This is a genomic window from Streptomyces sp. WM6372 (assembly GCF_001279655.1).
In the GTDB taxonomy this organism is placed as follows: domain Bacteria; phylum Actinomycetota; class Actinomycetes; order Streptomycetales; family Streptomycetaceae; genus Streptomyces.
In genome coordinates this window covers 1-24628 of the sequence record NZ_LGDB01000187.1, presented here as the reverse complement: position 1 = coordinate 24628, position 24628 = coordinate 1, and the positions used below count along the sequence as shown (strand labels likewise).

Genomic DNA, 24628 nt, shown 5'->3' with positions numbered 1-24628 from the left:
CCGTCCCTCTCACAGCCGGCAATGCCGATGCCACGCGATGGCCCCGATGTCATGCCATCACGGCTGGAAGCGCATCACGCAGCCGTGCACGACAGGCGCCCCCCTCAACAGTAGGACGCGAGAGGCCCCCAGGGGCAGCGGTCGGCGGCGGTTGCCCGAATGCGACCCAGCCATCCTCATCAGTACGGTATCCGCCGAACGGGTGAGTTTGGACCAGGACTTCCGGGTCACCCATCCGATGATCCGACAGGTCACCGCCCCGCGAACAGCCCTGTACCGGCCTTTTACCACCGGGGGTTGCGCCTGGCGTGCGCCCGCCCGTACGGCCGCACGCCACGCATCCGTTCGCCTTCGCTACTCCCCTGGTGCGAGACCTGCGTGTCGGCCGGGGGGGTGTTACTGCGCTTCGGCGCCGCCGTCCACCGGGAGCGCCGCCTCGCGCGCCGCGTCCGGACCCTGTTCGAGCAGCACCGCGAAGCCCGCGTCGTCGAGGACGGCCAGTTTCAGCTGCATCGCCTTGTCGTACTTGGAGCCCGGGTTCTCGCCGACCACGACGAAGGAGGTCTTCTTCGAGACGGATCCGGTCACCTTGGCGCCACGGCTTTGCAGGGCTTCCTTCGCGCCGTCCCGCGTGTGGCTCTGCAAAGTGCCGGTGACGACGACGGTCAGGCCCTCCAGCGGACGCGGCCCCTCCTCCTCGCCGGAACCCTCCTCCTCCATCCGTACCCCGGCCTCCCGCCACTTGCGCAGGATCTCCTGGTGCCAGTCGACGGCGAACCACTCCTTGACCGCCGCCGCGATGATCGGTCCGACTCCCTCGGTGGCGGCGAGCTCCTCCTCGGTCGCCTGCTCGATCCGCTCGACCGACCGGAACTCACGGGCCAGGGTCTCCGCCGCGACGGGTCCCACGTGCCGGATGGAGAGGCCGTTGATGAAGCGGGCCAGCGGGCGGTCCTTGGCGGCCGCGATGTTCTCCAGCATGGACAGGGCGTTCTTCTTCGGCTCGCCCTTCTGGTTGGCGAAGACCGTGACGATCTTCTCCTCGCCGGTCTTCGGATCGCGCTTGGGCAGCCCGCTGTCGGCGTCCAGGACGTACGCCTTGATGGGCAGCAGCTGCTCGATGGTGAGGCCGAACAGGTCGCCCTCGTCGAGCATCGGCGGCTCGGCCGGCTCCAGCGGGTTGGTGAGCGCGGCCGCGGCCACCGCGCCGAAGTTCTCGATGTCCAGGCACTGGCGGCCGGCCAGGTAGAACAGCCGCTCGCGCAACTGGGCGGGGCACGTCTGCCCGTTGGGGCAGCGGAGGTCGATGTCACCCTCCTTCATCGGCCGCAGCGCCGTCCCGCACTCGGGGCATTCGGCGGGCATGACGAACTCCCGCTCGCTGCCGTCGCGCAGGTCCACCACCGGGCCGAGGATCTCGGGGATGACGTCGCCTGCCTTGCGCAGCACCACGGTGTCCCCGATGAGCACGCCCTTGGCCTTGACGACGTCCTGGTTGTGCAGGGTCGCGAACTCGACCTCCGAGCCCGCCACCGTCACCGGCTCCACCTGCGCGTACGGGGTCACCCGGCCGGTGCGGCCGACGCCGACCTTGATGTCGACCAGCTTGGTGTTGACCTCTTCGGGGGCGTACTTCCACGCGATCGCCCAGCGCGGGGCGCGGGCCGTGGAGCCGAGGCGGCCCTGGAGCGGGATCTCGTCGAGCTTGACGACGACGCCGTCGATCTCGTGCTCCACGGAGTGCCGGTTCTCGCCGAAGTGGGCGATGAACTCGCGGACCTCCGCGAGCGAGGACACCGCCTTGTTGTGCCGGGCCGTGGGCAGGCCCCACTCGCCGAGCAGCTCGTACGCGTGGCTGAGCTTGTCGATCTCGAAGCCGGCGCGCGCGCCGATGCCGTGCACCACCATGTGCAGCGGGCGGGTGGCGGTGACCTTCGGGTCCTTCTGGCGCAGTGAACCGGCGGCCGCGTTGCGCGGGTTGGCGAAGGGCTTGTCGCCGGCCGCGACGAGCCGCGCGTTGAGCTCTTCGAACTTCTCCATCGGGAAGAAGACCTCGCCGCGGATCTCGACCAGCTCGGGGATCCGGTCGCCCTTGAGGCGGTCCGGGATCTCCGCGATGGTGCGGACGTTGGGCGTGATGTCCTCGCCGGTGCGGCCGTCGCCGCGGGTGGCGGCCCGGGTCAGGCGGCCCTTCTCGTACGTGAGGTTGACGGCGAGGCCGTCCACCTTGAGCTCGCACAGGTAGTGGAAATCGGGGGTGTTGACGTCCCGGGCCACCCGCTCGGCCCAGGCCGCCAACTCCTCGTCGTCGAAGGCGTTGTCGAGGGAGAGCATGCGCTCCCGGTGCTCGACGGACGCGAAGTCCGTCTGGTACGCCCCGGCCACCTTCTGGGTGGGCGAATCGGGGGTGCGCAGCTCCGGGTACTGGTCCTCCAGCGCCTCCAGCGAGCGCAGCAGCTTGTCGAACTCGGCGTCACTGACGACCGGCTGGTCGTTCACGTAGTACCGGAAGCGGTGCTCCTCGACCTGCTCGGCCAGCAGCGCGTGCTGCTCGCGCACCGCCGCCGGTGCGACCGTGCCGTCGCCGGCCTGCTTCTGTTCGGCTGCCATGCCGTGTCCTCCCGTGGCCCGTCCGTTTACGTCACTCAGGGTTGTCGGCGAGCGACCTCGCCGCCCTGACGCAGTGCGCCTGCGCGGCGCGGGCGTAGGCGGGCGAAGCGCCCGCCAGACCGCACGCCGGGGTGACCACGACGGACTCCGCCAGAGTCCCCGGGGCCAGCCCCAGCCTGCGCCAGAGCTTCCTGACACCCATGACGCTACCGGCAGGGTCCGACAACGGGGCGTCCGTGCCCGGCACCACTCCGGCGAAGAGTTTCGTGCCGCCTTCGACGGCCTCGCCGATGGCGTCGTCCTCGCGCTCGGTGAGCAAGGAGAAATCGAACGACACACCCGCGGCGCCGGCCCGCCGGAGCAGCCCGAAGGGCACCTCGGGTGCGCAGGAGTGCACGACGACGTCCCCGTCGTGGACGGCGAACAGCTCGCGCAGGGTGCCCTCGACGACCTGCCGGTCGACGGCCCGGTAGGTCCGGTACTTGCTCGCGGACCGTACGCGCCCCAGCAGCACCGCGGTCAGGGACGGCTCGTCGAGCTGGAGCACGATCTCGGCGCCGGGGATGCGCCTGCGCACGTCGGCCAGGTGGTCGCGCAGACCCTCCGCGAGGGATCCGGCGAGGTCACGGCAGGCACCGGCGTCCTGGAGCACGGCCTCGCCGCCGTGCAGTTCCAGGGCGGTGGCCAGGGTCCACGGGCCGACGGCCTGGACCTTGAGCTTGCCGGTGTACCCCTGGGTGAACTCCTCCAGGGCGTCGAGGTCCTCGCCGAGCCAGGAACGGGCGCGCCGGGTGTCGCGCCCCGGGCGGTCGCTGATCCGCCAGCCGCTGGGCTCGACGTGGGCGTACATCTCGACGAGCATCCCGAGGGAGCGGCCGATCATGTCCGCGCCGGGCCCGCGGGCGGGCAGCTCGGGGAGGTACGGGAAGTCCTCGAAGGACCCGGTGGCCGTCTTGGCCGCCTCGCGGGCGTCGCCGCCGGGCAGGGAGCCGACGCCGGTGGCTCCCGCGGTCATCGGCCGGGCCTGACGCTCAGGTCGTTGACCTCGGCGTCGCGCGGCAGGTCGACGGCCATCACGATCGTGGTCGCCACGGACTCGGGGTCGATCCACTGCGCGGGGTCGTACTCCTTCCCCTCCTGCGAGTGCACCTTGGCCTGCATGGCGGTCGCGGTCCGCCCGGGGTAGACGGAGGTGACGCGGATGCCGTTCGGCTTCTCCTCGGCGCGCAGCGAGTCGGCGAGGGCCTTGAGCCCGTGCTTGGAGGCGGCGTACGCGCTCCAGTCGGCGTGGGCGGTCAGGCCGGCGCCGGAGTTCACGAAGACCACGGTGGCGCGGGAGGCGCGCAGGGTGGGCAGCAGCAGCCGGGTGACCTCGGCGGGGGCGATCAGGTTCACGTTGAGCTGCTGCTGCCAGGTCTTGGGGCGCAGCTCGCCGACGGGGCCGAGGTCGACGATCCCGGCGATGTGCAGGAGCGAGTCGATCCGCTCGGGGATGGGCTGCTTGGAGAAGGCCCACGAGAGCCGCTCGGGGTCGGAGAGGTCGCCGACGAGGGCGCGGGAGCCGGGATAGCGCTCGACGAGCTGCTTGCCGCGGGCGGCGTCACGGGCGAGCAGGACGAGGTCGTCGCCGCGGGCGTGGAGCCGGGCGGCGACGGCGGCGCCGATGCCCGCGCCGGCACCGGTGATCAGGTGAGTAGCCATGGGCCCCATGCTCGCAGGTCGCCGCCGCCGGGCAGGGCCTGGGACGTGTCGCCGCCCGCCGGTGCGGTGACCTCGGCGGCCTCGGCGGGGACGGCCGGGGCCGAGGTGATCCACCGGCCGATCCGGCGCCGCCCAGGACGCGGCGGCGGTCCGGGCCGGGGGTCAGAGCCCTGCGGCCGCGCGCAGGCCCGCGGCGGTCTTCGCGGCGTCGTAGCCGGGCGGAACGCCGTCCACCAGGATCACCTCGCCCGGGATGTGGCGGGTGCGCAGCGGGAGGAGGGCCTGGTAGGCGGGCGAGTCGTACCAGGCGCGGGCGCTCTGGATGTCGGGGAAGGCGATCACGACGGCCGTGCCGGGCCACGGGCCCTCCTTGACCTCGATCTCCGCCCCGTGCACGAGGAAGCGGCCGCCGAAGGGGTCCATCGTGGACTGGATCTCCTCGATGTAGCGGAGGATGTCCTCGTTCATCGTCTCGGGGCGTATGTGGCCGATGGCGTACGCGGTCATGGGTCTGGCCTCCGAACTCTCACATGGTGCGCCGGATCGGGCTGTTGGTCCGATCCTGCCAAGGCGGGGAGCCGGAGGCCATGACCTCCGGGGTCATGGCCTCACGGCCACCGGGCTGCCGGGCCGGAAGGTCCGGCGGTAGGCGATCGGGGAGATGCCGAGGGAGGCCCGCATGTGCTGGCGCAGCGAGTTGGCGGAGCCGAAGCCCGACCGGTGCGCGACCAGGTCGACCGGCAGGTCGCTGGACTCCAGCAACTGGCGGGCGACTTCGAGGCGTTGGACGGTGAGCCACTGCACCGGGGTCATGCCCACCTCGTCGCGGAACCGCCGGGTGAAGGTGCGCAGGCTCATCCGGGCGTGGGCGGCCAGCTCGGCCAGCGTGACCGGCTCGGCGAGCCGCTCCAGGGCCCAGGCGCGGGTGGCGGTGGTGGTCGCGACGGTGGGTTCGGGGACGGGCCGGTCGATGTACTGGGCCTGTCCGCCGTCCCGCCACGGCGGTACGACGCACAGCCGCGCGGCGCGGTTGGCGACGGCGGTGCCGTGGTCGGCGCGGATCAGGTAGAGGCACAGGTCGATGCCGGCGGCGACGCCCGCCGAGGTCAGGACGTCCCCGTCGTCGACGAAGAGCACGTCCTCGTCGAGCAGGACGCGCGGGAAGGACCGCTGGAACTCCGGCGCGTGCACCCAGTGCGTGGTGGCGCGCCGCCCGTCGAGCATCCCGGCGGCGGCGAGCACCTCGGAGCCGGTGCAGATGGACACGATCCGGGTGCCGGGCCGGATGCCGGCGAGGGCGTCGGCGAGGGCCCGCGGCAGGGGCTCGCCGCGCAGCAGCCCGGGCATGGCGTGGGTGGGCGGGACGATCACCGTATCGGCCGCGGCGAGGGCCTCGGGGCCCGCCGTGACGCCGATGGTGAAGCCCGCGTCGCTGGTCACGGGCTGTCCGTCGGCGGTGCAGACGGTGACCTCGTACAGGCCGCCGCCGTCCTCGGCGTGGGCGTTGCCGAACACCCGGGACGGCATCCCGAGCTCGAACGGGGCGACGCCTTCGAGGGCGAGTACGGCAACACGATGCACAACGGACATGGCCAGATCCTGTCACATGGTGGCCGTACGGCCAACACCACGCGGGCCCGTCGGCAGCCAAGCTGAGTGCACCGGCCGGGAAAACCGGTCCGGAACGCAACGAAGGAGACAAGTCATGCGTGCGGTCGTCGTGAGCCAGTGGGGCGGGCCCGAGGTTCTCACCGAGGTCGAGACGGAGCGGCCCGAGCCGGGTCTGAACGAGATCCTCGTACGGGTCCACGCGGCCGGCGTGAACCCGGTGGACTGGAAGACCCGGGCCAGCGGCGGCCTCATCGGCTGGGGCGAGGTCCCGATGGTCGGCTGGGACGTCTCGGGCACCGTCGAGGCGGTCGGCCCGGGCGTCACGCTGTACCGCGAGGGCGACGAGGTGTACGGCATGCCGAACTTCCCGCGCCAGGCCGGCGGCTACGCCGAGTACGTGGTCGCCCCGGCCCGGCACTTCGCCCGCAAGCCGGCCTCCCTGGACCACGTGCAGGCGGCCGCACTGCCGCTGGCGGCGCTGACCGCCTGGCAGGCCCTGGTGGACACGGCCGGGGTCACGGCCGGGCAGCGGGTGCTGGTGCACGCGGCGGCCGGCGGGGTCGGCCACCTGGCCGTGCAGATCGCCAAGGCCCGCGGGGCGTACGTCATCGGCACGGCGAGCGCGGGCAAGCACGAGCTGCTGCGCGAGCTGGGCGCCGACGAGGTGATCGACTACCGCACCACCGACTTCGAGGACGCCGTCACCGGCGTCGACGTCGTGATCGACGCCGTCGGCGGGGACCACGGGCAGCGCTCGCTCAAGGTGCTCAAGCCCGGCGGGCACCTGGTGACCCTGCCCGGCCCGGACGGCATCCCGGCCGACGCGCAGGGCGTGCAGGCCTCGTGGGTCCTGGTGGAGCCGGACCTGAAGGGGCTGCAGGAGATCGCCGCCCTCGCCGACCAGGGCCTGCTCAAGCCCCTGATCGACACGGTGCTGCCGCTGGAGCAGGCGGCGAAGGCCCACGAGATCGGCGAGCGCGGCCGGACCACCGGCAAGATCGTCCTGACGGTCGTCTAGACGGCCCGGGTCACACGGACGCGGCCGCGGCCCGGGTGGTCGTCGCGATGGTGGCGGAGCCGACCACGCGCGTGCCGTCGTACAGCACGATCGCCTGGCCGGGGGCGACCCCCCGCACCGGCTCCGCGAAGCGCACCCGCAGCTCGCCGTCCACGAGCTCGGCGAAGACCTCGGTCTCGCCGCCGTGGGCGCGCAGCTGTGCGGTGTACGTCCCCGGGGCGGCGGCCGTGGAGCCGCACCAGCGGGGCCGGATCGCGGTCAGGGCGCTGACGTCGAGGGCCTCGACGGGGCCGACGGTGACGGTGTTGTTCACCGGGGAGATGTCGAGGACGTAGCGCGGCTTGCCGTCGGGGGCCGGGTGGCCGATCCGCAGGCCCTTGCGCTGGCCGATGGTGAAACCGAAGGCGCCGTCGTGGGTGCCGACCTTCTCTCCGGTCGCTCCGTCGACGATGTCGCCCTCCGCCTTGCCCAGCCGGCTCGCGAGGAAGCCCTGGGTGTCGCCGTCGGCGATGAAGCAGATGTCGTGGCTGTCGGGCTTCTTCGCCACGGCCAGGCCGCGCTCCTCGGCCTCGGCGCGGATCTCTTCCTTGGTGGTGAGGGTGTCGCCGAGCGGGAACAGCGCGTGGGCCAGCTGCTTCTCGTCGAGCACGCCGAGGACGTACGACTGGTCCTTCGCCATGTCGGAGGCGCGATGCAGCTCGCGCGAGCCGTCCTCGTTCAGGACGACGGTGGCGTAGTGGCCGGTGCAGACGGCGTCGAAGCCGAGGGCGAGGGCCTTGTCGAGCAGGGCCGCGAACTTGATCTTCTCGTTGCAGCGCAGGCAGGGGTTCGGGGTGCGCCCGGCCTCGTACTCGGAGATGAAGTCCTCCACGACGTCCTCGCGGAAGCGCTCGGCGAGGTCCCACACGTAGAACGGGATGCCGATGACGTCGGCGGCGCGGCGGGCGTCGCGGGAGTCCTCGATGGTGCAGCAGCCGCGGGCGCCGGTCCGGAAGGACTGCGGGTTCGCGGAGAGCGCGAGGTGGACGCCGGTCACGTCGTGCCCGGCTTCGACGGCACGGGCGGCGGCGACGGCGGAGTCCACGCCGCCGGACATGGCGGCCAGGACGCGAAGTGGGGGTCCCCCCAGCGCAGCGAGGGGGAGGCGTGAGGTGCGCGGCAGGTTCTCAGTCATAGCACCGTCCAGAGTACGGGGGAACCGGCCGGGGTCACAGCGCGTTATCAGGTGCGGGGGGTGGATCACATGGGGAGCAGGGTCGGGACCGCGCCCGGGGCGGCGCCGCGCAGGACCCGCCGGGCGGTGCTGTTCGGGGGGCTGGGGGTGTTCACGGTGGCGGCCATCGCCGGGCAGGACGAGCTGCGGCGCGCCTGGTGGCTGCTGCCGGGCGTGGGCAAGCCCCGCAAGGAGGGCGAGGTGGACCACGCGGGCGTGGGCTGGACGGCGGCCTCGCCGGCGAACTGGCGGATGGCGGACCGGCCCGAGGACTACCCGGTGGACCGGATTGTCGTGCATGTCACCCAGGGCAGTTTCGCGACCTCGGTGGACGCCTTCAAGAACCCGTTCCACCAGGCGTCGGCGCACTACATAGTCGGCCAGGACGGGCGCGTGGAGCAGATGGTGCGCGAGATGGACGTCGCCTTCCACTCGGGCAACCGCTCGATGAACGAGCGCAGCGTGGGCATCGAGCACGAGGGCTTCGTGGACCGGCCGCAGGATTTCACGGACGTGATGTACGCGGCCTCCGCCCGGCTGGCCGCCGATGTCTGCCGCAGGTACGGCATACCCGTCGACCGGACGCACATCGTGGCCCACTCCGAGGTCCGGGGCACGGACCACACGGACCCGGGCCCCCACTGGGACTGGGACCGGTACCTGGGCCTGGTCCGCTCGGAGCTCGCGGCCGCCCCGGCCTCGGCCCCGGCCTCGGGGTGACCCGAGGCCGGCGCCCGGCATGATCCGAACGACACGACCTAGCTGAGGCCTGCCGTGCGGGCTCGTTCGACCGCCGGGCCGATGGCCGCGGCCACGGCCGCGACGTCCTCCTTGGTGGAGGTGTGGCCGAGGGAGAAGCGCAGGGTGCCGCGGGCCAGCTGCGGATCGGTGCCGGTGGCCAGCAGGACGTGGCTGGGCTGGGCCACGCCGGCGGTGCAGGCGGAGCCGGTGGAGCACTCGATGCCCTGGGCGTCCAGCAGGAGCAGCAGCGAGTCCCCCTCGCAGCCGGGGAAGCTGAAGTGCGCGTTGGCCGGGAGCCGGTCGTCCGGGTCTCCGCCGAGGACGGCGTCCGGCACCTCGCGGAGCACGGCGGAGACCAGTTCGTCGCGCAGCGCGCCGATCTCGGCGGCGAACCGCTCGCGCCGTTCGGCGGCGATCACGGCGGCCACCGCGAAGGCGGCGATGGCGGGCACGTCGAGGGTGCCGGAGCGTACGTGCCGCTCCTGGCCGCCGCCGTGCAGGACCGGTACGGGGCTCTGGTCGCGGCCGAGCAGCAGCGCGCCGATGCCGTACGGGCCGCCGATCTTGTGGCCGCTGACGGTCATCGCGGCGAGGCCGCTGTCACCGAAGCGGACGTCGAGCTGCCCGAAGGCCTGGACGGCGTCGGAGTGCAGGGGGACCGCGAACTCGCGGGCGACCGCGGCCAGTTCACGGACCGGCAGAACGGTGCCGATCTCGTTGTTGGCCCACATGACGGTGGCCAGGGCCACGTCGTCGGGGTTGCGCGCGATGGCCTCGCGGAGGTCCTCGGGGTGCACGCGGCCGTAGCGGTCGACGGGCAGGTACTCCACGCGGGCGCCCTCGTGCTCGCCGAGCCAGTGGACGGCGTCGAGGACGGCGTGGTGCTCGACGGGGCTGGCGAGCACCCGGGTCCGGGCGGGGTCCTGGTCGCGGCGGGCCCAGTAGAGGCCCTTCACGGCGAGGTTGTCGGCCTCCGTGCCGCCCGCGGTGAAGACCACCTCGCTCGGGCGGGCGCCGAGTGCCTCGGCGAGGGCCTCGCGGGCCTCCTCGACGGTACGGCGGGCACGGCGGCCGGCGGCGTGGAGGGAGGACGCGTTGCCCGTGGCGGCGAACTGCGCGGTCATCGCCGCAGCGGCCTCCGGGAGCATCGGGGTGGTGGCGGCGTGGTCGAGGTAGGCCATGATCCCCTGATTCTACGAGTCCCCTCCCGGGCTCCGGACCCCCCGGGGCGGCGGGGGCCCGGAGCGGCGGGATCCGGGGTCAGCGCGGGGCGCGGGCCAGTTGGCGGGACTGGGCCACCAGGTGGTCCGTGGAGTCCCACACTTCGGCGTCCTCCTCCAGGAAGCCGCCGGCCAGGTTCCGGGTGGTGATGGAGATCCGCAGCGGGCCCGGGGCGGGGCGCCGACGCACGTGCGCGGTGAGCTCGATGGTCGGACTCCAGCCCATCAGGCCCAGGTCGAAGCAGGTCGGCGGCAGGGCGTCCACCGCGAGCAGCATCGACAGCGGATCGGCGTCGCGGCCGTCGGCCAGCTCGAACCAGGCCCGCATCTCGCCCTTGCCGGACGGCGCGCCGATCGCCCAGCCCGCCGTCGCCGGGTCCAGCCGCAGCCGGAGCCGGTCCACGATCGCGTTGCTGCCGGGGATCGGGGCCGGGCCGGCCTCCGGGCCGAGGCAGTCCTCGTACGCCGGGAACGCCGGCGGGACGGCGGTGGTGCGGACGTCGTCCGGGAGGGAGGCGAGGTCACCGTACGAGGCGACGACCCGGATCCGCTCGATCTCGGCGCCGTTCTCGTCGTACTGGAAGAGGGAGGCCTGGCCGGTGGAGAGGGTGCGCCCGATCCGGACGACCTCGGTGCGGATCACGGCGGGGCCGGGCACCGACGAGGTCAGGTAGTGGGCGGAGACGGTGAAGGGGTCCGGGTGCGGCAGGGCCGCCGACAGGGCCCGGCCGACCAGGGCCAGCAGGTAGCCGCCGTTGACGGCGGTGATGATCGTCCACCCGGCGGAGAGTTCCGCGTCGTACACGCCGGGCTCGTCCGCGCGCGGGGTGACGGTGGTGTCCCGGTCGAATTCGCTGTCGCCGATGGAGGCCTGGGTCGCTGCGTATGCCATGGATTCGAGCCTACCGCCGGTAGCTACTAAGCGGTAGCTTTCCTTTGCTACATGCTGGTTACGGCTCTTCGGCCACCGAGGAGCGGCGGTTCCAGGCCAGCGGCGCCCGCCAGTGGTAGCGCATGGCGAGGAGCCGCAGCACGAACGTGGTGATGATCGCCGCGGCCGTCGTCACGGCGTTGAGCATGTGGAAGGCGATGGACAGGGCCACCATCGAGGCACCGACGATGGCGGGCACGGCGTACATCTCGCGGTCGCGCAGCAGCGACGGCACCTCGTTGGCCAGGACGTCGCGCAGGACGCCCCCGCCGACGGCGGTGACCAGGCCCAGCGCGGCGGACGCGGTGAGTCCGAGACCGAACTCGTACGCCTTGGTCGTGCCGGTCACGCAGAAGAGGGCGAGGCCTGCGGCGTCGAAGACGTTGATGGCCCGGTTGATGCGCTGCACCTCGGGGTGCAGGAAGAAGACGCACGCCGCCGCGATCAGCGGGGTGACGAAGAAGCTGAGCTCGCCGAAGGCGGCCGGCGGGACGGCGCCGATGACGAGGTCGCGGAAGAGGCCGCCGCCGAGGGCGGTGGCCAGCGCGAGGACGCAGATGCCGAAGACGTCGAAGTTCTTGCGGACGGCGAGCAGCGCGCCCGCGGTGGCGAAGACGAAGATGCCGGCGAGGTCCAGGGCATGCTGGATCCCGGGCGGGAAGAGATCGTGGAGCACTGCCCCATTGTGCAGCGCGCCCGGCCTGCGGTTCGACGGGTACGGCCCGCCACCCCGGGCGGCCGCCGCCCCGGCCGGAGGCCGCATGCCCGGCTCACGGCCCGGTCGGGCCGACGACATGCCCCCGCCCCGGGGCTCTGGGCACCGGGGCGGGGGCGCTTACGCCCCGGGACGGCGGATGCCCGTACCCCGGGGCGGGGGCGGGTTACTCCGAGACCGGGGCCAGGGCTTCCGCGGCGCCCGGGAGGGCCGGGTCTCCCGGGGCCTGGTCGGCGGCGTTCTCCGGGTGGTGGCAGGCCACCTGGTGGCCCGTGGCCAGCGCCAGCATCGGCGGCTCCTGCGTCGTGCAGATCTGCGTGGCCTTCCAGCACCGGGTGTGGAACCGGCAGCCGGAGGGCGGCGAGATCGGCGACGGGACGTCGCCCTTCAGCAGGATGCGCCCGCTCTTCACGCCCCGGCGGCGGGGGTCCGGCACCGGCACGGCCGACAGCAGTGCCTTGGTGTACGGGTGCATCGGGTTCTCGTACAGCGACTTGCGGTCGGTCAGCTCCACGATCTTGCCGAGGTACATCACCGCGATGCGGTCCGAGACGTGCCGGATGACCGAAAGGTCGTGCGCGATGATCACGTACGTGAGGCCCAGCTCCTCCTGGAGGTCGTCCAGCAGGTTCACCACCTGGGCCTGGATCGACACGTCCAGCGCCGAGACCGGCTCGTCGGCGACGACCAGCTTCGGCTTCAGGGCCAGCGCGCGGGCGATGCCGATGCGCTGGCGCTGGCCGCCCGAGAACTCGTGCGGGTACCGGTTGTAGTGCTCCGGGTTGAGGCCCACCAGGGACAGCAGGCGCTGTACCTCCGCCTTGAGCCCGCCCTCCGGCTGGACGCCCTGGAGCTTGAAGGGGGCGCCGACGATCGTGCCGACCGTGTGCCGCGGGTTCAGCGAACCGTACGGGTCCTGGAAGATCATCTGCACGTCGCGGCGCAGCGGACGCATCCCGGAGACCCCGAGGTGCGTGATGTCGCGCCCCTCGAACTCGACCGTGCCGCCCGTGGGCTCCAGCAGGCGCGTGATGAGCCGGCCCATCGTCGACTTGCCGCAGCCGGACTCGCCGACCACGCCCAGCGTCTCACCGCGCCGGACGTCGAAGTCGATGCCGTCCACGGCCTTGACGGCCCCGACCTGCCTGCGCAGCAGCCCCTTGTTGATGGGGAAGTGCTTGACCAGGCCGGTCACCTTCAGCAGCGGTTCCCCGGAGGCGTCCGTCTTCTTCATGTCGGTCACAGCTTCGGCGCAATCTCTTCGGTCCAGATCCGGGTCCGCTCCTCCTGCGACATGTGGCAGGCGGACCAGTGCCGGCTGTCGTCCTCGGTGAGCTCGGGCCGCTGGGTGCGGGTGATGCCGCCCTTGGGGACGTCGGCGTACGGGCAGCGCGGGTTGAAGGCACAGCCGCTCGGGATGTTGATGAGGCTGGGCGGCGAGCCCTTGACCGGGATCAGGCGCTCGGTCTGCTCGCGGTCGATGCGCGGCATGGACCCGAGCAGGCCCCAGGTGTAGGGGTGGCGGGGTTCGTAGAAGACCTTCTCGGCGGTGCCGCGCTCGATGCACCGGCCGCCGTACATCACGAGGATCTCGTCGGCCATCTCGGCGACCACGCCGAGGTCGTGCGTGATCATGATGACCGCGGAGCCGAACTCCTTCTGGAGGTCGCGGATCAGGTCGAGGATCTGCGCCTGGACGGTGACGTCGAGGGCGGTCGTCGGCTCGTCCGCGATGAGCAGTTCGGGGTTGTTGACCAGTGCCATCGCGATCATCGCGCGCTGGCGCATACCGCCGGAGAACTCGTGCGGGTACGCGTCCACGCGCCGGTGGGGCTCCGGGATGCCGACGCGGTCGAGCATCTCGACCGCCCGGGTGCGGGCGGTCTTCTTGTCGACGCCCTGGTGGGTCCGGTACGCCTCGATGATCTGCTTGCCGACCGAGTAGTACGGGTGCATCGCGGACAGCGGGTCCTGGAAGACCATGGCCATCTTGCGGCCGCGCAGCTTGCGCACGTGGTCGGCGTCGGCCCGTACGAGGTCCTCGCCGTCGAGCACGACCTGGCCCGAGATGTGCGGGCGGCTGCGGGCGTTGCCGGTGCGGTGCAGGCCCATGATGGCCAGCGAGGTCACCGACTTGCCGGAGCCGGACTCGCCGACGATCCCGAGCGTCTTGCCGCGCTCCAGGTCGAAGGAGAGTCCGTCGACGGACTTGACCAGACCGTCGTCGGTGGGGAAGTGCACCTTGAGGTCGCGTACGGAGAGGAAGGCCCCGTCGGACGGGGGCCCGGCCTGCTCGGGCACGAACGCGGGCCCGCTGCCGGTGGTGGGGTTCTCGGTCACGTCAGCCTCACGCGCGGGTCGATGACGGCGTACAGCAGGTCCACGATCAGGTTGGCCATCACCACGAACAGCGCGGCGAGCAGGGTGACGCCCATGATCACGGGCAGGTCGCCCTGGCCGATGGCGGCCACGGCCGCCGTCCCCAGACCCTGGAAGTTGAAGGTCGTCTCGGTGAGCACCGCGCCGCCGAGGAGTCCGCCGAGGTCCAGGCCGAACATCGTGACGATCGGGGTGAGGGTGGAGCGCAGGGCGTGCTTGCGGATGACCACGCCCTCCTTGAGCCCCTTGGCACGGGCGGTGCGGATGTAGTCCTCGCCGAGGACCTCCAGCATCGTGGCGCGGGTGATGCGGGCGTAGGTGGCGGCGAAGAGGAAGGCCAGGGTCACCCAGGGCAGGATCAGCGAGTTGAGCCAGGCCAGCGGATCCTCGGTGAGCGGTCTGTAGTTGGACACGTCCAGCCAGCCGAGGCCGTAGACGAAGATCGCTGGGGCCACCATGCCGGTGAAGAAGATCGGCAGGGAGACGCCGGCGAGCGCGCCGACCATCACCGTGCGGTCGATGGCGGTCCGGCGTTTGAGCGCCGAGACCACACCCGTGGCCACACCGGCGATCACCCAGATGACCGCCGCGCCGAGGGCGAGCGAGAGGGTGACCGGCATCCGGTCGACCATGGTCTCCCAGACGGGCGCCTCGGTCTTGAAGGAGTATCCGAAGCAGGGGGCGGCGCAGTGGGTGACATCCGTGCCGCCGTCGTAGTCGCGGCCGACGAAGATGCCCTTGACGAAGGTCAGGTACTGCTCGGAGATGGGCTTGTCGAAGCCCATCTTCACGCGGATGCCCGCCAGGGCGGTCTCGTTGGTCTCGCGGCCGGCGTACATCAGGGCCGGATCGCTGCCTGTGATCTTGGGGACCGCGAAGAAGATGCCGAAGGTGACCACGGAGACCACCAGCAGCGTGGCGACGACGTTGAACAGCCGCCGTATGAGGTAGACGAGCACTGCAGTCGGCCGCCCGGGGCGGGCGGCTGCCGTCCCTCGTGGGGACGACAGCCGCCGCCTGCGGCCTTCACCTGCCCTTCGGACTAGCGCATGTGCGGTGAAGGCACTTGCCTGTTGTTACGTGACGACTCGACGACTCGTGCCGGTCGGTTTACTTGGCGGCGATACCGACCGTGGCGAGGTCGATCTTGCCCATGGAGTCGTTGAAGTAGACGTTCGTCAGACGCGGGTTGTGGTAGACGAAGGCCTTGTCGAAGTTGATGGGAAGGTAGAGGGCCTTCTCCATGACCTTCTTGTTGATGTCCGTGTAGAACGGGGCGGCGGCTTCCGGAGTCGCGGCGGCGGCGGCCGTCTTGAAGAGCTGGTTGATCTCCGGGTCGTTGATCATCGTGTAGTTGTTGTTGCCGTTGGGCTGGATGAACGATCCGTCAACGAGCGGCTGGAGGAAGCCCGAGCCGGAGTTGTAGTCGGCGCCCCAGCCCATCACGATGATGCCGTAGTTCTTCTTCTTCACGTTCTCGGGCGAACCGATCACGGAGGAGGAGAGCTTGCCGTCGTACTGGTCGATGGTGACCTTGATGCCGACCTTGGCGAGCGAGGCCTGGAGGGACTCGGCCGTCTTCACCTCGGGGGCGCGGTTGTTGCGCACCGCGATGGTGGTCTCGAACCCGTCCGGCTTGCCACAGGCCTTGAGGGCCTCCTTGGCCTTGGCCTCCTGCGGCTCGCCCTTGGTCAGGTTGAAGGGGTCGTAGCTCTTGTCGGCACCGGGGATGCCGGGCGGCAGCATGTTCGCGCCGAGGTCACCGCTGGTCGGGCCGCCGCGGGCGGTCTGCAGGGACTTCGGGTCGGCCGCGTAGATGACGGCCTTGCGGCACTCGATGTTGTCGAACGGCGCGACCGTGGTCGGGAAGGCGAAGTAGCGGATGTAACCCGTGAACGGGTTGTCCGCGTTCTGCTTCAGCTTCTCGTCCTTGAGGACCTTGTTCTTGCCGGCCTGCTGCATGCCCGTGCCGTCGATGGCGAGGTCGATGTCGCCCGACAGCAGACGCGCGTCCATGTCGTCCGGGTTGGTGGTCACCGTGAAGGAGACCTTGTCCGGCAGACCCTTGCGGATCGTGTCGGTCTTCGGGTCCCAGTTCTCGTTGCGGACGAAGGTCGCGCCCTTGCTCGCGGTGAAGCTCTCGACCTTGTACGGGCCGGTGGAGACCGGCTTGTTGGTGTACGTGGCGCCCGTGTCCTTGGCCGCCGGGACCGGCGAGGAGGACGGCATGGCCAGCAGGTAGCTGAAGTCGGAGTTGGCGCTCGCCAGGTTGAAGACGATCGTCTTGTCGTCCGGCGTCTCGACGGACTTCAGGCCCATCTTGTTGGCGTCGGTGTCCTTGTACGGGCCGGGGTACTTCTGGCCCTGGTCGAGGATGTCGATCAGGTAGGTGGGGCCGCCGGACAGCACGTCCTGCGCGAAGACGCGCTCGATGCCGTACTTGAAGTCCTTCGAGGTGATCGGCGTGCCGTCCTCGAACTTCACGCCGTCCTTGATCTTGAGGGTGTACGTCTTGCCCTCGTTGCTCAGGACCGGCAGGGCCTCGGCGAGGTCCGGGACGAGCTTGCTGCCGTCCTTGCCCGGCTTGCTGTCGTACGCGAGCAGCTGGCGCACGTAGAGGCGCTGGATGTCCCACACGAAGCCGTAGTAGGCACGCGCCGGGTCGAGGTAGTCGACGTCCTGCGGCGACCAGAGCTTGAGCTCCCCGCCCTTGGCGTCCGAGGGGTTCACCATGCCGGTGGTGGCGGCGTTGAAGGCGGCGCCGCCCTTGCCCTCGGTCCCCTTGCCGCTGTCACTGCCACCGCACGCGGCGGTCAGGGACAGGGCGGCGATCACGGCGGTGATCGCGAATGCCTGCTTTCTGCGGATCACGTTGGTCCAACCTCCATTGGTGGGTGAATCGTTGAAGCGGTTCAGCTGCCCTTGGGGTCGAGTGCGTCGCGCAGCCCGTCCCCGAAGAGGTTGAACGCCAGGACGGTGATGAAGATCGTGATACCGGGGACCACCATGTACGCGGGGTCGTCCTGGTAGATGGGGATGGCGTCGGACAGCATCTTTCCCCAGGAGGCGGTGGGCGGCTTGACGCCGGCTCCGAGGAAGCTGAGGGCCGCCTCCGTCAGGATGTTGGTCGGGATGAGCAGCGTCGAGTAGACGAGGATCGGCGCGACCAGGTTGGGCAGCAGCTCCTTGATGAGGATGTAGCCGCGCCCGGCGCCGAGGCTGCGCGCGGCCTCGACGTACTCGCGCTCCCGCAGGGAGATCGTCTGGCCGCGGACGATACGGCCGATGTAGGGCCAGCCGAAGAAGCCGATCACGACGATCAGCACGCCCATCCGGACGCCCGAACCCGAGAACCCCCAGAGGGAGTTGGGGACGACGGAGACCAGGGCGATCGTGAACAGCAGCTGCGGGAAGGCGAGCAGCAGGTCCATCAGCCGGCTGATGATGCCGTCGACCCAGCCGCCGATGAACCCGGCGAGCGCGCCGAGCAGGCTGCCTATCGTGACCGAGACGAAGGCCGACAGGAACGCGACGATCAGCGAGATGCGGGCGCCGTAGACGATCCGGCTGAACACGTCGCGGCCGTTGGTGGGTTCGACGCCGAGCAGGAAGTCGGAGCTCATGCCGCCGAAGGAGCCGAGCGGCGTGCCGAGGTCCGGGTCGATCAGGTCCTCGTGGAACTCGTTGGGCGGGTGGCCCAGCAGGCTCACGATCTGCGGTGCGAAGACCGCCACCAGGATCAGGAGGATCACGACCACGCCGCCGGTCAGCGCGACCTTGTCGCGCTTGAGCCGCATCCAGGCGATGCGGCCGGGCGAGCGGCCTTCGATGGCCTTGGCTGGGACGTCGGCTACGGACACAGGTGCGGGTGATTCCGCGCTCGTGTCATGCAGTGGTGCCGTCATCGTGGTGGGGACCCCTCTCGGCCGACGGGTTGCCGGCCCATGCCCGCCGCTGTGGCGGCGTTGGTGCGGAGTGGCGCTCGGAGTGCGTGGTGACACGCAGGACGCGTGTGAGGTGCAGGAACTGCGGGAAGTGCCGTGCGAAGCGACAAGCAAAAAATCATGTGCCGAACCGGGCCTTGGAGGACTGACCGGCTCTTGGGTGGGGAGTCTTCATCGGCGCTGCGATCAGCCGCCAGACCCGCAGATGAATGGATGCGCAACCGTGATGTGAGGGTCGGGTTCCCGTTATCCGGACTTCGCTCTCGCCTGAGCGGAGCAACACCGTCCGTTCGGTACGCAATCGGACATGGCGCCCAACTCGCGGTAGGACCATGTCTTTTGGGCCCACAAGGTCGGCGAAATCAGGACAAGCCGAAGGCCGCGGGGAACGGTCGTTCCCCGCGGCCTCGGTTGGCTCGATACGGTCGTCCCGGTCCGTGGACCGGGGCCTGCTCAGTAGGCCGGAGCCTGGCCCTCCCGGTCGTAGAAGGGGCGCGTCTGGGCGCGCAGCCACATCGCGACGGGATCGTGCTCGTCCGCCAGCGCCACCGTGCACACCGGCACGCCCTCGGGCACCGCGCCGACCGACTGGCGCATCATCTCCCGTACGGATTCCAGCGCGGGCGCGGAGGCGTCGTACAGGTCGAGCCCCACCGCGAGGTACGGCGAGCCCAGCGAGGGCTGCACCCAGGCGCGGCGCAGGGAGCGCACGGCGGGGGTGCGGTGCGCGTGCTGGGTCAGCAGCCCGTAGAACTGCGGGAGCTCCAGGGCGGGCTCGGACAGCCGCAGCGGGCCGGCCGGCATCCGGTCGAGGCCGGTGGCGATGCGGCGCAGGTCGGCCCAGGGGATGCCGAGGCCGCCGCCCTGGGCGTGCGGGTTGAGCCACAGGCCCCAGCGGTCCGGGTAGAGGGCGCGGGAGACGTCCCGGCCCGTGACCACCTCGTAGCCCCGGTTCCAGCCGCTGGCGGCCAGCTCCTGGGGGGAGGTCACGCAGGGCGCGTACCCGAGGCCCTCGACCTCCATGCCGCCGTACTGGGCGTCCGGGGAGCCCGGCTGGCCCTGCCAGAGCAGCATCCACAGGCGGCCCTCGGCGAGGGCGTGCAGAAGCGACTCGTAGCTCTCGAAGCGCCCGGGCGTCACCTGGCGCATCATGTGCTCGACCTGCCCGGCCGCGGCCGTGCCTGACGCACTCACCCGGTACCCCTCTTCGTCCGCCCGTCCACCCGTATCGGCACCCAGCTTAAGCGGCGCTACGCGAGGTAGAAGGGGCGTACGCGCTCGGCGATGAAGTCGACCACCGGGTCCTGAGCGGCGTCGAGGAGGATCAACTGCACGGGCCAGGGCGGTGCCACGCGGGCCAGGGCCCGGCCGAGGGCGTCCATCGGGGCGTTCCGCATCTCGGGCTCCCATCCCAGCAGCCGGACACCGATGTAGAGCTCCGGGCCCCCGCCCTCGACGCTGGCCAGGCAGCGGTGGGCGGCGGCGACCACGCCGGTGGCGCGGAACTCCTCGGCGGCGGCCGCCAGGAAGTCCACCGGGTCCTCCTGCCAGTCGGGCTCGTAGAGCCGGACGCGGCCGCCGGTGGCGGGGCCGTCGAGGGGGGTCCGGCCGGTGCGGCACAGCTCCGCGACGGCGGGCGGGGGCAGCGGGACGCCGACGGCGCCCTCGGGGTTCACGGCGATGCCGAGCTGCGGGGGCAGCCCGCGGGCGAACTCGACGGCGGGGGCCACGGCGAAGTCCATGGCGGGACCGGCGCAGGCGCGGAACTGGGCCTCGGAGCTGTACACGGGGACGTACGGCGCCCCGTTGATCTCCATGGTGGGCAGCGTGAGGCCGCCGGCCGCGTCCGGGCCGCCACCGGCGGGCAGCGGCACCCAGAGCCGGCTGCGGCCGAGCACCTCGACGATCCGGGCACCGGCGTCCGCCTGCCCGAGCGCCGCCCCGAGCACCTGCTCCAGCTCGTTGTCCGGCCAGCCGCCGCCCTGCATGTACGCCTCCGCTGTTTCGCCCCGCCCTGTCGGCCCGAGATTATCGGCTCGGACCGACACCGCCGCCGGGGCCCCCGGCCGGCCGCCGGCGCTCCCGGGCCTCCGACGGGCGCTCCCGGGCCGCCCACGGGCACCTACGACCGTCCACGGCCGCCTACGGCCGCCGGAACGCTATGCGGGTCACGCGGGCCGCCGAGCCGCGGTCCAGGAGCACCGCCGAGGTGCAGCCCGCCGGGACGCGGCCCGATTCCGCGTCGCGCAGCAGCCGGGCCACCGCCCCGCGGTGGCGGGCGAAGGCGTACGCCGACACCCCGCGCCCCCGCGCCGCCTGCCCGGCCAGCGCCTCCTCCGGGCTGGTGTCCAGCAACAGCAGGTGCAGCGCCCGGCCCCGGCGCCGCGCGGCCGCGGCCAGCAGGCTGCGGACCCACGTCTGCGTTCCGCAGTCGTGGACCACCGCCGAGGCGCCGGAGCGCAGGGTCCGCCAGAGCCCCCAGTAGTGGTCGAAGCGGACCAGCGGCCGGTACACCGCGTACGGCAGCGCCCTCGGCATCCGGCGTTCCCAGCGCTCGCGCACGTCCTGGGAGTCGATGCCGCCGTCCTCCGCGGCCCGCTTGATCAGCGTGCTCTTGCCGCCGCCCGGCAGACCGGACACCACGACGATGTCCCCTTCCGTGAAGCCGAGCCACTGCGGTCCGTGCGCGCCCCGGCCGCGCAGGTCGCGTACGGCAGCGCCCTCGGCGCACGCCCGCCGCGCCGCCGGCGCCGCGTCCACGGATCCCGTCCCGGTCAACGCCAGCACTCCGAATCTCCGCACAGTGATCGCCTCCCCCAATCGGGCCCCGCAGGGGCCCCATGCCCACTGAGTGTAAAGAGACGGTAATCCGGCACCCCCGGTTCCGGTCGGCGCATCCCGGCCGCGTCCCGGAAGCGTCCCCGGTCCGTCATCACCGGTCCGCACTTCTTCCGTGCCTTCCTCCGCACGTTCTTTCGGGCCCGCACCCCCGATCGCCCGGACGGCGTGCAATGATGTGCGCCATCTGGACCAACTGCATACCGGCCGCTTGAATCCGCGCGGGAGAGTCCCGGCACGCCGTGAGGCGGTGCCCGGGCGCCGAAGGAGCAAGTACCTCCCTTGAATCTCTCAGGCCCCGTACCGCGTGGATGAGGCAGATCTGAAAAGCGAGCCGCGCCGCCGTCCCCCGCGACGGCATCCGCGTGCGCTCCACCCAAGGTGCAAGTCGACGTTCCCCGGGTCCGACCGGGAACTCTCGGCGAACCTCTCAGGTTCCGATGACAGATGGGGAGGAACGTCCTCGTCATGTCATGCCCTGGGACCCGGGAGCCACACCCATGAGCACTGCCCCCCGCCTGACCGCCCTCGACGCGCTGCACCGTTCGCTCGGTGCGACCATGACCGACTTCGCGGGCTGGGACATGCCCCTGCGGTACGGCAGTGAGCGCGACGAGCACAACGCCGTCCGGACCAAGGCCGGCCTCTTCGACCTCTCCCACATGGGCGAGATCACGCTGACCGGCCCGGAGGCCGTCAAGGCCCTGGACTACGCGCTCGTCGGCAACATCTCCACCGTCGGCGTCGGCCGCGCCCGCTACACGCACATCTGCCAGGAGGACGGCGGGATCGTCGACGACCTGATCGTCTACCGCCTGGGCGAGACCGAGTACATGGTCGTCGCGAACGCCTCCAACGCGCAGGTCGTCCTGGACGCCCTGACCGAGCGCGCCGCCAGCTTCGACACCGAGGTCCGCGACGACCGTGACGCGTACGCGCTGATCGCCGTGCAGGGCCCCGAGTCCCCCGGCATCCTCGCCTCCCTCACCGACGCCGACCTGGACGGGCTGAAGTACTACGCCGGCCTGCCGGGCACCGTCGCGGGCGTGCCCGCGCTGATCGCGCGTACGGGCTACACGGGCGAGGACGGCTTCGAGCTGTTCGTCTCCCCCGAGCACGCCGTCGAGCTGTGGCAGGCGCTGACGAAGGCCGGCGAGGGCGTCGGCCTGGTCCCGGCCGGCCTGTCCTGCCGCGACACGCTGCGCCTGGAGGCGGGCATGCCGCTGTACGGGCACGAGCTGACCACCTCCCTGACCCCGTTCGACGCGGGTCTGGGCCGGGTCGTGAAGTTCGAGAAGGAGGGCGAGTTCGTGGGCCGCGCCGCCCTGGAGGCCGCCGCCGAGCGCGCCGCGACGAACCCGCCCCGCAAGCTCGTCGGCCTGATCGCCGAGGGCCGCCGCGTCCCGCGCGCCGGGTTCCCCGTCGTGGCCGGCGGCCAGGTCATCGGTGAGGTCACCTCCGGCGCCCCGTCCCCGACGCTGGGCAAGCCGATCGCGATGGCTTACGTGGACGCGGCGCACGCCGCGCCCGGCACCTCCGGCGTCGGCGTGGACATTCGCGGTACGCATGAGCCGTACGAGGTCGTGGCCCTGCCGTTCTACAAGCGGCAGAAGTAACCCCGTACGCCGTACCGGTGCCGCGGCGGTCCCGTACGGGCGCCGTCCCCGGCTCCGTACCGGCCGTCTCAGTACGCAAGACCACTGTTCGTTCGCACTCCCCCGCATCCAGGAGAATCAGGTCATGAGCAACCCCCAGCAGCTGCGTTACAGCAAGGAGCACGAGTGGCTGTCGGACGCCGAGGACGGCGTCGCGACGGTCGGCATCACGGAGTTCGCGGCCAACGCGCTCGGTGACGTCGTGTACGCCCAGCTCCCCGCCGTCGGCGACACGGTGACCGCGGGCGAGACCTGCGGTGAGCTGGAGTCGACCAAGTCCGTCAGCGACCTGTACTCCCCCGTCACCGGTGAGGTCGTCGAGGCCAACCAGGACGTCGTGGACGACCCGGCGCTCGTGAACACCGCCCCGTTCGAGGGTGGCTGGCTGTTCAAGGTGCGCATCGCGGAGGAGCCGGCCGACCTGCTCTCCGCCGAGGACTACGCCGCGCTCACCCACTCCGACAACTGACACCCCAGGGGTTCCTGATGTCTGTTCTCAACACCCCCCTGCACGAGCTCGACCCGGACGTCGCCGCCGCCGTCGACGCCGAGCTCGCCCGCCAGCAGTCCACCCTGGAAATGATCGCGTCGGAGAACTTCGCTCCGGTCGCCGTCATGGAGGCCCAGGGTTCGGTCCTGACCAACAAGTACGCCGAGGGCTACCCGGGCCGCCGTTACTACGGCGGCTGCGAGCACGTCGACGTGGTCGAGCAGATCGCGATCGACCGCATCAAGGCGCTGTTCGGCGCCGAGGCCGCGAACGTCCAGCCGCACTCCGGTGCGCAGGCGAACGCCGCCGCGATGTTCGCGCTGCTGAAGCCGGGCGACACGATCATGGGCCTGAACCTGGCCCACGGCGGTCACCTGACCCACGGCATGAAGATCAACTTCTCCGGCAAGCTCTACAACGTGGTCCCGTACCACGTCGACGAGACCGGTGAGGTGGACATGGCCGAGGTCGAGCGCCTCGCCAAGGAGTCCAAGCCGCAGCTGATCGTCGCCGGCTGGTCCGCCTACCCGCGCCAGCTGGACTTCGCCGCCTTCCGCCGCATCGCGGACGAGGTCGGCGCGTACCTGATGGTCGACATGGCGCACTTCGCCGGCCTGGTGGCCGCGGGCCTGCACCCGAACCCGGTGCCGCACGCCCACGTGGTCACCACCACCACGCACAAGACCCTCGGCGGTCCGCGCGGCGGTGTCATCCTGTCGACGCAGGAGCTGGCCAAGAAGATCAACTCCGCGGTCTTCCCCGGTCAGCAGGGTGGTCCGCTGGAGCACGTGATCGCGGCCAAGGCGGTCTCCTTCAAGGTGGCGGCCTCGCCCGAGTTCAAGGAGCGCCAGGAGCGCACCCTGGAGGGCGCCAAGATCCTCGCCGCCCGCCTGGTCCAGGACGACGTCAAGGCCGTGGGCGTGGACGTCCTCACGGGCGGCACGGACGTGCACCTGGTCCTGGTCGACCTGCGCAACTCCGAGCTGGACGGCCAGCAGGCCGAGGACCGCCTCCACGAGGTCGGCATCACGGTCAACCGGAACGCGATCCCGAACGACCCGCGGCCGCCGATGGTCACCTCGGGTCTGCGGATCGGTACGCCGGCGCTGGCCACCCGCGGTTTCGACGCCGAGGCCTTCACCGAGGTCGCCGAGATCATCGCGCAGGCGCTGAAGCCCGCGTACGACGCCGAGGACCTGAAGGCGCGCGTCTCGGCGCTCGCCGCGAGGTTCCCGCTGTACCCGACGCTCTAGGCGCCGGCCTGATGGGCCCGGCCCTGTTTTCCACAGGGCCGGGCCTTTCTCATGACCACAGCCGCTCGCCTTCGCCGCGCGGGCGTCCAGGTCCGCTCCGCCGGGCTGCCAGGGCCCGACCCGATCCTGGAGGCGGCGCGGCCCCGCCGCGGACGCCGTCGTGCAGCGGGACCGTGACCTGACCCACGCCCAACCGCAACCTCGCGCACCCGGTCCGGCAGACGAACCGTTCACTTCACCACGTTAAGCTCGGCTGTCGGACAAAAACCGAACAATCACCCCTCCTGAAGCCCCCCGCCCCACCCGCAC

Annotated in this window: 22 protein-coding genes and 1 riboswitch; of the genes, 5 read left to right on the top strand and 17 right to left on the bottom strand. The window is 71.6% G+C overall.

Annotated elements, in window-relative coordinates; genetic code table 11:
* Positions 1 to 396: 396 nt before the first annotated feature.
* The 5 genes from ligA to ADK52_RS19675 form a co-directional block, all read right to left on the bottom strand.
* Positions 397 to 2610 carry an NAD-dependent DNA ligase LigA gene (ligA, locus tag ADK52_RS19695; RefSeq protein ID WP_053691153.1) on the bottom strand — a complete coding sequence of 738 codons (2214 nt, stop codon included), beginning with the start codon at positions 2608 to 2610 and terminating at the stop codon, positions 397 to 399.
* Positions 2611 to 2641: 31 nt separating this feature from the next.
* A complete protein-coding gene (locus tag ADK52_RS19690; protein WP_053691152.1) occupies positions 2642 to 3625 on the bottom strand; it encodes a methionine synthase in 984 nt (327 codons plus the stop codon).
* Complete coding sequence (locus tag ADK52_RS19685; protein ID WP_053691151.1) at positions 3622 to 4311, bottom strand: SDR family oxidoreductase; 690 nt, start codon at positions 4309 to 4311, stop codon at positions 3622 to 3624. Before ADK52_RS19685 ends, ADK52_RS19690 begins: the two co-directional genes overlap by 4 nt.
* Positions 4312 to 4473: 162 nt before the next feature.
* Positions 4474 to 4818: a DUF1330 domain-containing protein gene (locus ADK52_RS19680; RefSeq protein WP_053691150.1), complete on the bottom strand. Its 345-nt coding sequence runs from the start codon at positions 4816 to 4818 to the stop codon at positions 4474 to 4476.
* Positions 4819 to 4911: 93 nt separating this feature from the next.
* Positions 4912 to 5901, bottom strand: coding sequence for a GlxA family transcriptional regulator (locus tag ADK52_RS19675; RefSeq protein ID WP_053691149.1), 990 nt, complete (start codon positions 5899 to 5901; stop codon positions 4912 to 4914).
* 115 nt (positions 5902 to 6016) lie between these two features.
* Here ADK52_RS19675 and ADK52_RS19670 point away from each other — a divergent pair, with 115 nt between their 5' ends.
* Positions 6017 to 6940 carry an NADP-dependent oxidoreductase gene (locus ADK52_RS19670; protein ID WP_053691148.1) on the top strand — a complete coding sequence of 308 codons (924 nt, stop codon included), beginning with the start codon at positions 6017 to 6019 and terminating at the stop codon, positions 6938 to 6940.
* 10 nt (positions 6941 to 6950) lie between these two features.
* On the opposite strand, the gene mnmA is transcribed toward ADK52_RS19670, so the two are convergent.
* Positions 6951 to 8114, bottom strand: coding sequence for a tRNA 2-thiouridine(34) synthase MnmA (mnmA, locus tag ADK52_RS19665; protein WP_053691147.1), 1164 nt, complete (start codon positions 8112 to 8114; stop codon positions 6951 to 6953).
* Positions 8115 to 8183: 69 nt separating this feature from the next.
* Here mnmA and ADK52_RS19660 point away from each other — a divergent pair, with 69 nt between their 5' ends.
* Positions 8184 to 8873, top strand: coding sequence for an N-acetylmuramoyl-L-alanine amidase (locus tag ADK52_RS19660; RefSeq protein ID WP_053691146.1), 690 nt, complete (start codon positions 8184 to 8186; stop codon positions 8871 to 8873).
* A gap of 38 nt (positions 8874 to 8911) precedes the next feature.
* Here the strand turns inward: ADK52_RS19660 and ADK52_RS19655 are convergent, their stop codons facing one another.
* The 11 genes from ADK52_RS19655 to ADK52_RS19605 form a co-directional block, all read right to left on the bottom strand.
* The gene (locus ADK52_RS19655; protein WP_053691145.1) at positions 8912 to 10075 is read right to left on the bottom strand and encodes a cysteine desulfurase family protein; all 1164 of its coding nucleotides are present in this window, start codon (positions 10073 to 10075) and stop codon (positions 8912 to 8914) included.
* 79 nt (positions 10076 to 10154) lie between these two features.
* A complete protein-coding gene (locus tag ADK52_RS19650; protein WP_053691144.1) occupies positions 10155 to 11006 on the bottom strand; it encodes a thioesterase family protein in 852 nt (283 codons plus the stop codon).
* Between the two features lie 58 nt (positions 11007 to 11064).
* Entirely contained in the window at positions 11065 to 11721 is a 657-nt protein-coding gene (locus ADK52_RS19645; RefSeq protein ID WP_053691143.1) for a trimeric intracellular cation channel family protein, read from the bottom strand.
* A gap of 205 nt (positions 11722 to 11926) precedes the next feature.
* Positions 11927 to 12994, bottom strand: coding sequence for an ABC transporter ATP-binding protein (locus tag ADK52_RS19640; RefSeq protein WP_053691188.1), 1068 nt, complete (start codon positions 12992 to 12994; stop codon positions 11927 to 11929).
* A gap of 5 nt (positions 12995 to 12999) precedes the next feature.
* Positions 13000 to 14061 carry an ABC transporter ATP-binding protein gene (locus ADK52_RS19635; protein WP_234344037.1) on the bottom strand — a complete coding sequence of 354 codons (1062 nt, stop codon included), beginning with the start codon at positions 14059 to 14061 and terminating at the stop codon, positions 13000 to 13002.
* Positions 14062 to 14096: 35 nt separating this feature from the next.
* The gene (locus tag ADK52_RS19630; protein ID WP_053691141.1) at positions 14097 to 15098 is read right to left on the bottom strand and encodes an ABC transporter permease; all 1002 of its coding nucleotides are present in this window, start codon (positions 15096 to 15098) and stop codon (positions 14097 to 14099) included.
* 151 nt (positions 15099 to 15249) lie between these two features.
* Positions 15250 to 17010: an ABC transporter substrate-binding protein gene (locus ADK52_RS19625; RefSeq protein WP_053691140.1), complete on the bottom strand. Its 1761-nt coding sequence runs from the start codon at positions 17008 to 17010 to the stop codon at positions 15250 to 15252.
* Positions 17011 to 17051: 41 nt separating this feature from the next.
* Positions 17052 to 18044 (bottom strand): ABC transporter permease, encoded by a 993-nt coding sequence (locus tag ADK52_RS19620; protein WP_053691139.1) that lies wholly within the window; start codon positions 18042 to 18044, stop codon positions 17052 to 17054.
* Between the two features lie 492 nt (positions 18045 to 18536).
* Positions 18537 to 19277 carry an enhanced serine sensitivity protein SseB C-terminal domain-containing protein gene (locus tag ADK52_RS19615; protein ID WP_053691138.1) on the bottom strand — a complete coding sequence of 247 codons (741 nt, stop codon included), beginning with the start codon at positions 19275 to 19277 and terminating at the stop codon, positions 18537 to 18539.
* Between the two features lie 56 nt (positions 19278 to 19333).
* Positions 19334 to 20071 carry an enhanced serine sensitivity protein SseB gene (locus ADK52_RS19610; protein WP_053691137.1) on the bottom strand — a complete coding sequence of 246 codons (738 nt, stop codon included), beginning with the start codon at positions 20069 to 20071 and terminating at the stop codon, positions 19334 to 19336.
* 154 nt (positions 20072 to 20225) lie between these two features.
* Positions 20226 to 20861, bottom strand: a complete 636-nt coding sequence (locus ADK52_RS19605) for an AAA family ATPase (protein WP_420714919.1) — start codon at positions 20859 to 20861, stop codon at positions 20226 to 20228.
* Between the two features lie 272 nt (positions 20862 to 21133).
* A riboswitch (glycine riboswitch) is annotated at positions 21134 to 21237 on the top strand.
* 184 nt (positions 21238 to 21421) lie between these two features.
* Here ADK52_RS19605 and gcvT point away from each other — a divergent pair.
* The 3 genes from gcvT to glyA all read left to right on the top strand — a co-directional run bounded on the left by gcvT (position 21422) and on the right by glyA (position 24319).
* Positions 21422 to 22537, top strand: a complete 1116-nt coding sequence (gcvT, locus tag ADK52_RS19600; RefSeq protein WP_053691136.1) for a glycine cleavage system aminomethyltransferase GcvT — start codon at positions 21422 to 21424, stop codon at positions 22535 to 22537.
* A 124-nt stretch (positions 22538 to 22661) separates the two neighbouring features.
* Positions 22662 to 23045 (top strand): glycine cleavage system protein GcvH, encoded by a 384-nt coding sequence (gcvH, locus tag ADK52_RS19595; RefSeq protein ID WP_053691135.1) that lies wholly within the window; start codon positions 22662 to 22664, stop codon positions 23043 to 23045.
* A 17-nt stretch (positions 23046 to 23062) separates the two neighbouring features.
* On the top strand, positions 23063 to 24319 hold the full coding sequence (glyA, locus tag ADK52_RS19590; protein ID WP_053691134.1) for a serine hydroxymethyltransferase: 1257 nt from the start codon (positions 23063 to 23065) through the stop codon (positions 24317 to 24319).
* Positions 24320 to 24628 lie beyond the last annotated feature (309 nt).